Annotated in this window: 12 protein-coding genes; 11 read left to right on the plus strand and 1 reads right to left on the minus strand. The window is 33.3% G+C overall.

The genetic code is table 11. The features are described from left to right. Positions 1–94: 94 nt before the first annotated feature. Positions 95–1,147 (minus strand): 2Fe-2S iron-sulfur cluster-binding protein, encoded by a 1,053-nt coding sequence (locus ABEB31_RS10080; RefSeq protein ID WP_347051473.1) that lies wholly within the window; start codon positions 1,145–1,147, stop codon positions 95–97. Between the two features lie 128 nt (positions 1,148–1,275). Here ABEB31_RS10080 and ABEB31_RS10085 point away from each other — a divergent pair, with 128 nt between their 5' ends. The 11 genes from ABEB31_RS10085 to atpG all read left to right on the plus strand — a co-directional run bounded on the left by ABEB31_RS10085 (position 1,276) and on the right by atpG (position 12,478). Continuing rightward, positions 1,276–2,736, plus strand: coding sequence for a DUF5687 family protein (locus tag ABEB31_RS10085; RefSeq protein ID WP_347051475.1), 1,461 nt, complete (start codon positions 1,276–1,278; stop codon positions 2,734–2,736). A 60-nt stretch (positions 2,737–2,796) separates the two neighbouring features. Beyond that, on the plus strand, positions 2,797–3,492 hold the full coding sequence (locus ABEB31_RS10090; RefSeq protein WP_347051477.1) for an ABC transporter ATP-binding protein: 696 nt from the start codon (positions 2,797–2,799) through the stop codon (positions 3,490–3,492). An 88-nt stretch (positions 3,493–3,580) separates the two neighbouring features. Continuing rightward, positions 3,581–6,190, plus strand: coding sequence for a type IX secretion system periplasmic lipoprotein PorW/SprE (porW, locus tag ABEB31_RS10095; RefSeq protein WP_347051479.1), 2,610 nt, complete (start codon positions 3,581–3,583; stop codon positions 6,188–6,190). A gap of 6 nt (positions 6,191–6,196) precedes the next feature. Continuing rightward, on the plus strand, positions 6,197–6,595 hold the full coding sequence (locus ABEB31_RS10100) for a bactofilin family protein (protein WP_347051481.1): 399 nt from the start codon (positions 6,197–6,199) through the stop codon (positions 6,593–6,595). After that, positions 6,576–6,803, plus strand: a complete 228-nt coding sequence (locus ABEB31_RS10105) for an AtpZ/AtpI family protein (RefSeq protein WP_347051482.1) — start codon at positions 6,576–6,578, stop codon at positions 6,801–6,803. Before ABEB31_RS10100 ends, ABEB31_RS10105 begins: the two co-directional genes overlap by 20 nt. A 560-nt stretch (positions 6,804–7,363) precedes the next feature. Continuing rightward, positions 7,364–8,548 (plus strand): F0F1 ATP synthase subunit A, encoded by a 1,185-nt coding sequence (atpB, locus tag ABEB31_RS10110; RefSeq protein WP_347051484.1) that lies wholly within the window; start codon positions 7,364–7,366, stop codon positions 8,546–8,548. A gap of 31 nt (positions 8,549–8,579) precedes the next feature. Further along, entirely contained in the window at positions 8,580–8,777 is a 198-nt protein-coding gene (atpE, locus tag ABEB31_RS10115; RefSeq protein ID WP_008465835.1) for an ATP synthase F0 subunit C, read from the plus strand. Between the two features lie 87 nt (positions 8,778–8,864). Further along, positions 8,865–9,365 (plus strand): F0F1 ATP synthase subunit B, encoded by a 501-nt coding sequence (locus ABEB31_RS10120; RefSeq protein WP_347051486.1) that lies wholly within the window; start codon positions 8,865–8,867, stop codon positions 9,363–9,365. Between the two features lie 6 nt (positions 9,366–9,371). Further along, positions 9,372–9,905 (plus strand): ATP synthase F1 subunit delta, encoded by a 534-nt coding sequence (gene atpH, locus ABEB31_RS10125; RefSeq protein ID WP_347051487.1) that lies wholly within the window; start codon positions 9,372–9,374, stop codon positions 9,903–9,905. Positions 9,906–9,944: 39 nt separating this feature from the next. Next, positions 9,945–11,522, plus strand: a complete 1,578-nt coding sequence (gene atpA / locus ABEB31_RS10130; RefSeq protein ID WP_347051489.1) for a F0F1 ATP synthase subunit alpha — start codon at positions 9,945–9,947, stop codon at positions 11,520–11,522. Between the two features lie 89 nt (positions 11,523–11,611). Further along, on the plus strand, positions 11,612–12,478 hold the full coding sequence (gene atpG, locus ABEB31_RS10135) for an ATP synthase F1 subunit gamma (protein ID WP_347051491.1): 867 nt from the start codon (positions 11,612–11,614) through the stop codon (positions 12,476–12,478). The last annotated feature ends 378 nt before the right edge of the window (positions 12,479–12,856 follow it).

The raw sequence follows: 12,856 nt of genomic DNA on the forward strand, positions 1-12,856 counted from the left end.
AATGTTGACAAAGATGCGAATAGCAAAAAAAAATTCCAAACCAATCGGAAAGTTCAAATTTGGTTTGGAATAAATTTTTTGAAGTATATGTTATTTAGACATCATCATAATCGACATAAATCGTATCTGATGTTGGATGTGCCTGACAGGTTAAAATTAAACCTTCTACAATTTCACCATCTGTCAAAATAGAATTTTTCGTCATTTCTGCCGTACCAGTTGTAACACGTCCTAAACAGCTGCTGCAAATTCCGCCCTGACAAGAGTACGGAGCGTCAACGCCTTGTTTTAAAGCTGCATCAAGAATAGTTTGTTTTTTCGACATTTCGAAAGTTGTTTCTTCATCATCAACCAAAACAGTAATTTTTGTATGACCTTCCTGAGAACCCTGAATTACATTTTCTTCGGTAGAAGAAGTAAAAAGTTCAAATTTAATTGCAGATTCTTTTACATTTTTTTCTTTCAGTACGTCAGAAACAGTATTGATCATTTCTTCCGGTCCGCAAAGGAAAAACTTGTCAAATTCCAGTTCTTTATGTTTATTGTTGAGAACAAAATTCACAGTCGATTTTTCAATTCTTCCAAACAGTGCATTTTCAGCTTTTGCCTGACTAAATACATAATGTACAAAAAGTCTGCCTACATATTGCAGTTGAAGGTCATGAAGCTCCTGATGAAAAATAGTGTTTTCCGGAGTTTTATTTCCGTAAACCAATACAAAAGAACTTTTTGGTTCGTTTTTTAAAACCGATTTAATAATGGATAAAACAGGTGTAATTCCGCTTCCTGCAACAAATGCAGCGTAATTTTTTTGTCTCTCGGCATCGGGCTCAAATGTAAATTTACCTTCCGGCTGACCAACTTCCAGAACATCGCCAGCTTTTAATGTCGTATTTGCAAACTGAGAAAAAAGACCACTTTTTACAGCTTTAACAGCGATTCTTAATTCGCCGCTGTCTGGTGCAGAGCAAATAGAATAAGCACGTCTTATTTCCTGATTGTCAAGAGTTAATTTTAAGTTTATATATTGACCCGCTATAAATTTATAGTCCGGTTTTAGTTCTTCAGGAACATTAAAAAGAATCGATACGGCATCTGCAGTCTCGCGTTTAACCTCTTTAATTATAAGTTTTAAGAATGAAGGCATGATAAAATTTTTATGCAAAAATAGCAAACCACTATTAAAAGTTTAGTACTAAATTATTTTTTTTAACTTTTTTTGTAACGTTTTCCTACATTTGATCTCTTACTATCAAAATACTAAAATCAAAAACCATGATTAAGAAGTTTATTTACCTGGAATGGAAAGCTTTCACCCGATCCGCATCTTTTGGTAAGAACCTGGCAATGAAAATCGTAATAGGATTTTTAATGATCTATTTTTCCTTAATTTTTATAGGTATGGGAGTTGGAGCATTTTATATTCTTAAGGATATGAAACTAGAGCCATTAGTAACCATCAACAAATTTTTAATTTACTATTTTCTGGCCGATTTAATGATTCGGTTGTTACTGCAATCTATTCCGGTTTTAAATATTAAGCCTTTATTGGTTTTACCATTTAAGAAACCCACAATTGTTCATTTTTCTTTAGGTAAAACCGCTTTATCTTTTTTTAATTGGGTGCATGCGTTGTTTTTTATACCTTTTTCGGTTGTATTAATTTTAAATGGATATGATGTTATACAGATCATTTTCTGTCATTTAGGAATTATAGCATTGGTTTACATCAATAATTTTCTCAATATTATTTTAAGTAATATCGATAAATTATTATTTGTATTTGTTCTGTTGACTTTAGCTCTGGCTGCAGGTCAGTATTATAAAATATTTGATGTCACGATATTTACAACACCATTTTTTCAGGGTTTTTATGATATTGATGGCTTATTTTTAATTCCGGTTCTTGTATTAGTAGGATTATATGCTTTTACCTTCAAATATTTCAAAAATAATTTATATCTCGATGCCGGACTTTCTGTAAAGCAGGATATTGCTTCTACAGAAAATCTTTCCTGGCTAAATCAGTTTGGAACTTTGGGAACATTTCTTAAAAACGATATTAAACTCATCAAAAGAAATAAACGATCTAAAACTACAATTATCATGAGCGTGGTATTTCTGTTTTACGGTTTGATTTTTTTCGGAAATTCTCATCATCCTGCGGTCATGCATATTTTTGCTGGAATTTTTGTTTCCGGCGGATTTCTGTTTGTTTTCGGACAATTTGTACCAAGCTGGGACAGTTCGTATTACCAGTTAATGATGACACAAAACATTCCGTATCGCGGATACATTACGGCTAAATGGTGGCTAATCGTTATTGCAACTTTTATTTCGACCATACTGGCTTCATTTTATCTGTTTTTTGGTTGGGAAATCTATCTGACAATTGTTGTGGGAGCGATTTATAATATTGGGGTAAATTCACATTTGGTACTTTTAGGCGGCGCATTTACAAAAACACCAATCGATTTAAGTAATGCCGGCGGCGCATTTGGCGATAAAAAAGCATTTAATGTGAATGCTATGCTATTATCATTACCAAAAATTTTACTTCCATTGGCTTTGTACGCATTAGGGATTTATTTTGGAAATAAAATGATGGGACTGGCATTTGTTGCCGGAGCGGGAGTTATCGGATTTGTATTTAAGGAAAAGGTATTTTCATTAATCGAAAAAAGATACAAGATCGAAAAATACAGTACAATAAGTGCTTATAAACAAAAGAGCTAATAGATAATTTAGTCCATTAGAAAATCAATCTTAACCTACAATCTTAAATTTAAAATAAACATGATACAAGTAAATCAACTTTCAAAAACATATAATAATACAACAGTTTTAAGCATCAGCAACCTTGAAATTCCAAAAGGACAAAGCTTCGGATTGGTTGGAAATAACGGAGCAGGAAAAACAACTTTTTTCAGTTTGCTTTTAGATCTTATCCAGCCTTCAACAGGATATATAAAAAACAATGATATTCAGGTAAATACAAATGAAAGCTGGAAATCGTTTACCGGATCTTTTTTAGATGAAAATTTCCTTATCGGTTATTTAACTCCGGAAGAATATTTCTATTTTATCGGCGATTTGCGCAATCAGAACAAAGCAGATATTGACGCGCTGTTAGCGAAGCATGAAGAATTTTTTAACGGAGAAATCTTGAATAACAAAAAATACCTTCGTGATTTATCAAAAGGAAATCAGAAAAAAGTGGGAATCATTGCAACACTTATAGGAAATCCCGAAGTTGTAATTCTCGATGAACCTTTTGCTAATCTTGATCCGACGACAGTAAGCCGATTAAAAAAAATCATTAAAGAATTGGCCGATAATCCTAATGTAACAGTGTTGGTTTCGAGCCACGATTTACAGCATACAGTAGAAGTTTGTAACCGAATAGTTGCCCTAAATAAGGGAGAAATCGTAAAAGATATTCAAACTTCAGAAGAGACGTTGCAGGAGCTGGAATCGTTTTTTGCTGTATAACGGTTTAAATTACAAAAAGAAGCTTATTTTTACAAGTAATTATACTAAAATTGATTTTTAGTAGTTATCTGTTTTAAACTCTTTTCTATTGAAAAAGATTACTCTTAAATATAGTTTTACTTTCGTTTTCATATTCTTTTTGATAGCTTGTTCTACCAAAAAAAATACTTTTTTGTCCAGGAATTCCCATGCTTTAAGTACAAAATATAATATTTTGTATAATGGCGAAATTGGTTTAGACAAGGGATTACAAGCTATTCAGGCCAATAATCAGGATAATTTTTGGGAGATGCTGCCTATTGAAAAAATGCAGTTTGACGAAAATTTTACGGAAGGTGAAAAAGCTAAAAACCCTGATTTTGAACTGGCAGAAACGAAGGCAACAAAAGCCATTCAGAAACACTCGATGAATATTGGCGGAAGAGAAAAAAATTCGCAAATGGACGAAGCTTATCTTATGTTAGGAAAAGCAAGATATTACGACCAGCGTTTTATTCCCGCAATTGAGGCTTTTAATTATATTTTGTATAAATACCCGAACAGCAGTAATATTTACACTGCTAAAATTTGGCGTGAGAAAACGAATATGCGTTTAGGTAATGATGCTATTGTATTAAAAAATATCCGTTTATTACTTAAAAAAACAGATTTAGACAAACAGACTTACGCTGACGCCAATGCACTTTTATCTGAAGCTTTTTTAAATCTCGAAGAAAAAGACAGTGCGGTAGCCAAACTTAGAATAGCAGAACAATTTACAAGAAAGAATGAAGAGCGCGCCAGATATCGTTTTATTTTGGGACAGATGTATCAGGCAGAAGGCAAACGTGACAGTGCAATCTATTTCTACGATGGAGTAATTGATTTAAATCGAAAAGCAGATCGTAAATATATGATGCATGCTTACGCGAAAAAAGCGCAGCTGTTTGATTATGAAGGCGGAAACGATACACTTTTTCTTAAAACATATAATAAATTGGTTGCCGACCGGGAGAATCGCCCTTATTATGATGTCCTTTTTTATGAAATGGGAAGTTATTATGATAAAAAGAAAGATAACGATAATGCACTAAAATTCTACAATAAATCTTTGGGCAGAAAGTCAAAAGATCCCTACTTAGCGGCATCGGCATACCGAAATATTGGCAACATGTATTTTAAAAATACAGATTATACAATGGCTGCCAAATATTACGATAGTACTTTGGTAAAACTCGATTCTAAAACACGCGAGTATGCTTTTATAGAAAAAAACAGAAAAAATCTTAACGAGGTAATTAAATATGAGGCAATTGCAAAACGTAACGATAGTATTATCAAAGTATTCAATATGCCACCAAATGAAAAGAAAGATTATTTTGAAAGTTACATCACAGAATTAAAAAAGAAAGATGAGGCAAAACGACTTTTCGAAGAAAAAGAAAAAGAACGATTAGCTAATATCGATTTAAATAATCTGGCACAAAATCCGGTAAACGGAGCAGTTGATCCGCAGTCTTTAGGTAAACCGACTGAATCTGAAGGAATAGGAATGCCTCCCGGAGGCAGCGATGCAGCAAGTTCATTTTATTTCTATAATCCGACTACCGTAGCTTATGGCAAACTACAATTTAAAAAAATGTGGGGCAACAGAACCTTAGGCGGAAACTGGAGAATGGGAGGAGTTAGACAGGCAAGTGCCGCAATAAACGACAGTATTGATACCAAAGAATCTGCAAACGTGCTGAATGATACTGTTGTACCAGAAAAATATACAGTTGCATTTTACGTAAAACAGCTTCCGACAACACAAGCGTCTATAGACAGTATTGGAAAAGAACGTAACTTTTCCTATTATCAGCTGGGACTTATCTACAAGGAAAAATTTAAAGAATATAAACTGGCGAGTGATAAACTCGAAGCATTATTACGCAACAATCCGGAAGAAAAATATGTGCTTCCTTCCATGTATAATTTGTACAAAATATATCAGATAACGAATCCGGAAAAAGCGATTGCAATTAAAGCAGAAATTTCGTCAAAATATCCAAATTCGAGATATGCGCAGATTTTAAACAATAAAGAAGAAGATTCAAATTTGAGTCCGGACAAGGAATATCAAAAATGGTATAAACTTTTTGAAGAAGAACATTTTGAAGAAGTCTTGGCGAATATCGATAATCTGATCAATCAATATTCCGGAGATGATATTGTTTCTAAGTATGAACTTTTAAAAGCCAATACTTTAGGAAAGGCAGACGGTTTAGAAGCTTATAAAAAAGGTCTTGAAAATGTGGCAGATAATTATCCGAATAGTGAGGAAGGAAAAAACGCAAGGGAGATTCTGGAGAAACAAGTTCCGGTTTTAGAAAAACTTGCTTTTACTACTACAGACAGTAATAGTTGGAAAATTATATATCCAATAAAGAAAGACGACACCAAAAGTCTTAAGCAGATTGAAGAAGCGATCCGGGTATTTTTGCTTGTCGAAAATTTTGAAAGATTGACAACATCTTATGATAAATACAATAGAACAGAAAATTTTGTCGTTATACATGGTTTAAAGTCAGAGGCATATGCAAAAGATGTTTCCGGAGTTTTGAGAGATGATAAAAAGTATAAAATTGCAAATCAACCTATTATTATATCGACTGATAATTATAAAGTAGTTCAGATCAAAAAAAATCTGGATGCCTATTTGACGCCCAAAATCCCATAATCTGCCATGTTTGAAAAAGTAAAGAAAAACGCAACTGAACAATTAGGAAAAACCAACAGAATTGTAGAAGGAACCTCTATAATAGGAGATATAGTTTCCAAAGCCGATTTTAGATTAGACGGCGAACTGATTGGAAATTTTACTTCGCAAGGCAAAATTGTTATTGGTGCTAAAGGAGTGGTTAAAGGAGAAATTATTTGTAATAATGCCGATATTGAAGGAGAATTTCACGGGAAAATAAAAGTTCTTGAAATTCTTAATATTAAATCTACCGCTCAAATTCACGGAGAAGTAGCAGTAGGAAAACTTTCTATAGAACCAGGTGCAGATTTCACGGCAACCTGTACGATGCTTGCACATTCAAATCAGGTTATAATGTTAGAAGATGGAAAAGGAACCGAATAACAGTAAAAGAAATAAATGGCTGGCATTTATTAATATTCCATTTCAAATGGGGGTTATTATTTTTTTGTTTTCCTATTTTGGAACATGGCTCGACGAAAATCATCCAAGTCCAAAAGTGTATTATAATACAATTTTTGTAATGCTTGGTGTTGGATTGGCATTATATAATGTGATTCGTCAAGTAACGGATATCAATAAAACAAAATAGGTTTAAATCGCTTGGGATAAAAGTTGCATCTTTGCGCAAAAATATTTCAAATGCTTTCAGCCAATTACAAACCTGTTTTTTATTTATTTTGTCTTTCAATGGCAATTTATATTTTACACAAAGCCGTTTTTTACTTTTGCAATATAGATGTAGAAAACTTCCATTACAGCTTAGAATTACTGTATTTGTCATTCTTTGCAGTCTCTGCTTTGCTATACATTATATTATTACTGGTAAAAAAGAGAAATTTTGATGTCGTTGGAATGACTTTTTTATTTGGAACTTTTACACAAATGTTATTAGCGTATTTAGTATTACAGCCAATTCTAAAAAGCAATACTGAAGACGTGAATACTGAAAAATTTAGTTTTTTTATAACATTTGTACTGTTTTTGTTATTTCAGACCCTTTTAACTGTCCGATTATTAAATGAAAGCGTTAAAATAACAATTCTTTAAAACAAGGTTTAAAAATAATTTTTCATATCCTTTTGAATATTAATAAAAAATGTACCTTTGCACCAAATTTTAGAAACGTAAAAAAATAAGATTTTCCACGATATGGTGATTTCAAACAAACCACTCAGCTTTATTCTTGCCGCTTTTGTAGCTTCTCTACCAATAATGGGTTTCGCAAATCCGGAGAATGACTCAACGCATGTTCAAACTGAAACAGCTCATGAAGAAAAAGTAGTTTCGCATAATGCTCATGAAGAAGGAGAACACGCAGCTCTTGATCCAAAGGCAAAGGTGGATGCTTTTATTGGTCACCACTTACAAGACTCTCACGACTTTATTTTCTTTTCAGACGAAAAAGAAAATAAAAACTACGGTTTTTCGTTGCCAGTTATTCTTATCGATGGAGGTTTAAAAGTTTTCTCTTCTTCAAAATTACACCATGGAGAAACAGTTGCAGAGGTTGATGGCAATTACTATAAATTAGTTCATGGTAAAATTTACAAAACAGATGCAGCCGGAACAATTACTTTAGATGAGCATGGTCATCCGTCAAACGAGAAGCCTTTAGACTTTTCAATTACAAAAAATGTTGTTTCAATGCTTTTCGTATCAGTTTTATTATTTTTAATGTTTACTGGTTTAGCAAAGTCTTATAAAAAAGGACCAATCCCAACTGGATTTGGCAGAGTATTAGAACCGCTTATAATTTTCATCAGAGATGAAATTGCAGTTCCTAATATTGGAGAGAAAAAATACCGTAAATTTATGGGTTACCTATTAACTGTATTTTTCTTCGTATGGTTGCTAAACTTATTAGGAATGACTCCTCTGGGAATTAACGTTACAGGTAATATTGCTATCACCGTTTGTTTAGCATTATTTACATTCATAATTACACAATTTAGTGCTAACAAAGATTATTGGGGACACATTTTCTGGATGCCGGGTGTGCCGGTTCCAATGAAAATTATATTGGCTCCAATAGAAGTTTTAGGAACACTAACAAAACCATTTGCATTATTAATTCGTTTGTACGCAAATATTACTGCGGGTCACGTAGTAATCATGAGTTTAATAGCAATGATTTTTGTTGGTAAAAATTTAGCCGCAGATTTACCAATCTCACTAGGGTTGACATTGTTTATTTCGGTTATCGAAGTTTTAGTTGCATTTCTACAAGCCTTTATCTTTACAATGTTATCATCATTGTTTATAGGAATGGCGGTTCAGGATCACCATCATGATGAGCATGGACATGCACATGAAGAAGAAAATGCAATTATTTAATTTAGAAGTTTAATTTTATATATAAATACTTATGGGAACAATTCCAACTTTAGTAGGTGCTGGTTTAGTAGTAATCGGTGCAGGTTTAGGTTTAGGTAAAATCGGTGGATCTGCTATGGACGCTATTGCTCGTCAGCCAGAAGCTGCTGGTAAAATCCAAACTGCGATGATTATTATCGCTGCTTTATTAGAAGGTTTAGCATTTGCTGCTTTAATCTTAGGAAAATAATAAAGAATAAATAACAGCATCTTTAACGGTTGGTTAGAGATGTTGTTACTTTTAAAAAAGAAATTAAATATTTAATATAGTTATAAAATGGATAAGTTAATTAACGATTTTTCATTCGGTTTATTCTTTTGGCAAGCTTTAATCTTGGTAATATTAATTTTGCTTTTGGTAAAATTTGCTTGGAAACCAATTATGGAATCTATTACTGCAAGAGAAGAGGGTATTAAAAATGCATTGCTTTCTGCTGAAAACGCAAAAAGAGAAATGGAAAACTTGCAAGCAGATAATCAAAGAATCTTGAATGAAGCTCGTGCAGAACGTGACGCGATGTTAAAAGAAGCTCGCGAGATGAGAGAGAAGATGATTGCTGATTCTAAAAACGAGGCGCAGGAAGCTGGTCAAAAAATGATTGAGCAGGCTAAAGCGGCTATCGAAAGCGAAAAAAATGCTGCAATGGCTGAGGTAAAAGCGCAAGTTTCAACCTTATCACTTAATATTGCTGAAAAATTACTGAAAGAAGAATTATCTAACAAAGAATCTCAGACTAAACTAGTAGAGAAAATGTTAGGTGACGTAAAGTTAAACTAAGATATTATGGCAAGTACAAGAGCAGCAATTCGTTATGCAAAAGCAATTCTAGACTTAGCAAACTCTAAAGGTGTTGCCGAAGCTGTCAATAACGATATGAAATCAATTGCAAATGCAATTGGAACAAATTTAGAATTGAGTACCTTTATTGAAAACCCAACTACAAAAGTTGAAGTTAAAGAAAGTGCTCTTCTGGAAGTTTTTGCAGATGTAAATGGAGTAACAAAAGGCTTGTTTCATTTATTGTTTGAAAACAAAAGATTTGAAATTCTGAATGCAATTGCATTAGAATATAATAAATTATTTGATGAGAATAATGGTGTTGAAGTAGCAAAAGTTACAACTGCAATCCCGATGGATGCTGATTTAGAAGCTAAAGTTTTAGCAAAAGTCGCGACATTATCAGATAAAAAAATTACGATTGAAAATATAGTAGATCCTTCAATCATCGGAGGATTTATTTTGAGAATAGGAGATAATCAATACAACGCTTCTGTTGCAAATAGATTACAAGTATTAAAAAGAGAGTTAAGTAATTAGTTTTATTACACATAAAAAGTGTCTAAATTATAAATTAAGATGGCGGAAATCAAACCTGCTGAAATTTCAGCAATATTAAGAAAGCAAGTAGAAGGTTTTGAATCTGGTGCTACGCTAGAGGAAGTAGGAACAATACTTCAGGTTGGAGACGGTATTGCTCGTGTTTACGGGCTGTCTAATGTACAATATGGTGAGTTAGTAGAATTTGATAACGGTATGGAAGGTATCGTATTGAATCTTGAAGAGGATAATGTTGGGGTTGTACTTTTAGGACCATCAACAGGACTTAAAGAAGGATCTACTGCAAAAAGAACTCAACGTATTGCTTCTCTTAAAGTAGGTGAGCAAATGGTAGGACGTGTAGTAAACACTCTTGGTTTTCCAATTGATGGAAAAGGACCAATTGGTGGAGATTTATACGAAATGCCATTAGAAAGAAAAGCACCTGGTGTTATCTTCCGTCAGCCAGTAACTGAACCATTACAAACAGGTATCAAAGCAGTAGATGCAATGATTCCGGTTGGTCGTGGACAACGTGAGCTTGTGATTGGTGACCGTCAGACAGGAAAATCTACTGTTTGTATCGATACAATCTTAAATCAGAAAGAATTTTATGATGCAGGAAAACCTGTATTCTGTATATATGTTGCAATTGGACAAAAAGCTTCAACTGTAGCAGGAATCGCTAAAATGTTAGAAGAAAAAGGAGCAATGGCTTATACAGTTATCGTTGCTGCTAATGCTTCTGATCCAGCTCCTATGCAAGTTTACGCTCCATTCGCTGGTGCTGCAATTGGGGAATATTTCAGAGATTCTGGTCGTCCGGCTTTAATTGTTTATGATGATTTATCTAAACAAGCCGTTGCTTACCGTGAGGTTTCTCTTTTATTAAGAAGACCACCGGGACGTGAGGCATATCCTGGAGACGTTTTCTACTTACACTCTCGTTTATTAGAGCGAGCTTGTAAAGTAATCGCTGATGATGGTATCGCTAAAAACATGAACGATTTACCAGATTCTATTAAGTCTATCGTAAAAGGTGGTGGTTCTTTAACTGCTTTACCAATTATCGAAACTCAGGCTGGTGACGTTTCTGCATATATCCCAACAAACGTAATTTCGATTACAGATGGTCAGATTTTCCTTGATGGAGATTTGTTCAACTCTGGAGTACGTCCTGCAATTAACGTAGGTATCTCTGTATCTCGTGTTGGAGGTAATGCTCAGATTAAATCGATGAAAAAAGTTTCAGGAACTTTAAAATTAGATCAGGCTCAATTCCGTGAATTAGAAGCTTTCGCTAAATTTGGTTCTGACTTAGATTCTGTTACTTTAAACGTAATTGAAAAAGGAAAAAGAAACGTTGAAATTCTGAAACAGGGTTTAAATGATCCTTATACAGTTGAAAACCAAGTAGCTATTATCTACGCTGGTTCTAAAAACTTATTAAGAAATGTTCCTGTTGAAAAAGTAAAAGAATTCGAAGCTGATTTCTTAGCTTACTTAAACAATAAACATAGAGATACATTAAATGCTTTGAAAGCTGGTAAATTAGATGACAGCATTACAGATGTTATCGAGAAAGCAGCAAAAGAAATTTCAGCAAAATATAACTAATTAGATAATTGTAAATTAGATAATTAGAAAATGTTTTATCATTATTCTAATTATCTAATTTTCTGATTGTCACATTTTCTAATTAATAGATGGCAAATTTAAAAGAAATCCGTAATAGAATTACTTCCGTTTCATCGACGATGCAGATTACATCAGCGATGAAAATGGTTTCTGCTGCAAAGCTTAAGAAAGCACAAGATGCAATCACTGCAATGCGACCTTATGCCGAAAAATTAACAGAATTATTGCAAAACCTTTCCGCATCACTTGAAGGTGAAATTGGAGGAGATTATACTACACAACGCGAAGTAAAAAAAGTTTTGCTTGTTGCAATTACGTCAAACAGAGGATTGTGTGGAGCTTTTAATTCTAATGTGATTAAAGAAATTAAAAACCGTACTGCGTTTTATGCAGGAAGACAGGTTGATGTTTTTGCTATTGGTAAAAAAGGAAATGACGCTTTAAGCAAATCGCATAAAGTTCACGGTCACCATAATGCAATTTTTGATCATTTAACTTTCGAAAATGTAGCTGGAATTGCGGATAATTTAACTGAGAAGTTTTTATCCGGAGAGTACGACAGAATCGAATTGATTTACAATCAGTTTAAAAATGCTGCAACTCAAATCGTTCAGACTGAACAATTTTTACCGTTAGCTCCTATTAAAACTAATGAAACAGTTACTAATACTGCTGGAGATTATATTTATGAGCCTTCAAAAGAAGAAATTGTGTTAACACTGATTCCTAAATCTTTAAAAACACAATTGTATAAAGGTATTCGTGATTCATTTGCTTCAGAGCACGGAGCACGTATGACAGCAATGCATAAAGCAACAGATAATGCTACTGAATTAAGAAACCAATTAAAATTAACTTATAATAAAGCGCGTCAGGCTGCTATTACTAGTGAGATTTTAGAAATTGTTGGTGGAGCAGAAGCTTTAAATGGATAATTTATTTTGATACTATACAAAAAAAAGCCAGCAAATGCTGGCTTTTTTGTTTCTTATAAAAAGATTTTCATTTTCGTAAAAAAAAAATTTTATAAAATGGTGATTCTCAAATTATCTAAAAATTGAGAATCACTACCATTTTATAAAAATAGACAGATAACTCTGTGTGCTTTGTCTTTCTTGGGAACAAACTAGCTTTATTAGTCCCACGGCTCTGTTTTTTTAAGGGTTACATTTCAGCAGAATCAATCCCTTTGCTTTGTCTTTCATGGGAACAAACTAGCTATATTAGTCCCAATGCTTAGTTTTTTTGTAAGGGTTACATTTTAGCTATCTTCAATCCCTTTGTGCTTTGTCTTTTATGGGAACAAACAAGCT

This window comes from Flavobacterium olei, from assembly GCF_039749035.1.
GTDB classification, from domain to species: domain Bacteria; phylum Bacteroidota; class Bacteroidia; order Flavobacteriales; family Flavobacteriaceae; genus Flavobacterium; species Flavobacterium olei.

Excerpts from the sequence above, each read along its gene's own strand:
- ABEB31_RS10080 (WP_347051473.1), bottom strand. The coding sequence starts at position 1,147 with ATGCCTTCATTCTTAAAACTTATAATTAAAGAGGTTAAACGCGAGACT.
- ABEB31_RS10120 (WP_347051486.1), top strand. The coding sequence starts at position 8,865 with ATGGATAAGTTAATTAACGATTTTTCATTCGGTTTATTCTTTTGGCAA.
- ABEB31_RS10100 (WP_347051481.1), top strand. The coding sequence starts at position 6,197 with ATGTTTGAAAAAGTAAAGAAAAACGCAACTGAACAATTAGGAAAAACC.
- ABEB31_RS10090 (WP_347051477.1), top strand. The coding sequence starts at position 2,797 with ATGATACAAGTAAATCAACTTTCAAAAACATATAATAATACAACAGTT.
- atpG (WP_347051491.1), top strand. The coding sequence starts at position 11,612 with ATGGCAAATTTAAAAGAAATCCGTAATAGAATTACTTCCGTTTCATCG.
- ABEB31_RS10105 (WP_347051482.1), top strand. The coding sequence starts at position 6,576 with ATGGAAAAGGAACCGAATAACAGTAAAAGAAATAAATGGCTGGCATTT.
- atpA (WP_347051489.1), top strand. The coding sequence starts at position 9,945 with ATGGCGGAAATCAAACCTGCTGAAATTTCAGCAATATTAAGAAAGCAA.
- atpE (WP_008465835.1), top strand. The coding sequence starts at position 8,580 with ATGGGAACAATTCCAACTTTAGTAGGTGCTGGTTTAGTAGTAATCGGT.
- ABEB31_RS10085 (WP_347051475.1), top strand. The coding sequence starts at position 1,276 with ATGATTAAGAAGTTTATTTACCTGGAATGGAAAGCTTTCACCCGATCC.
- atpH (WP_347051487.1), top strand. The coding sequence starts at position 9,372 with ATGGCAAGTACAAGAGCAGCAATTCGTTATGCAAAAGCAATTCTAGAC.
- atpB (WP_347051484.1), top strand. The coding sequence starts at position 7,364 with ATGGTGATTTCAAACAAACCACTCAGCTTTATTCTTGCCGCTTTTGTA.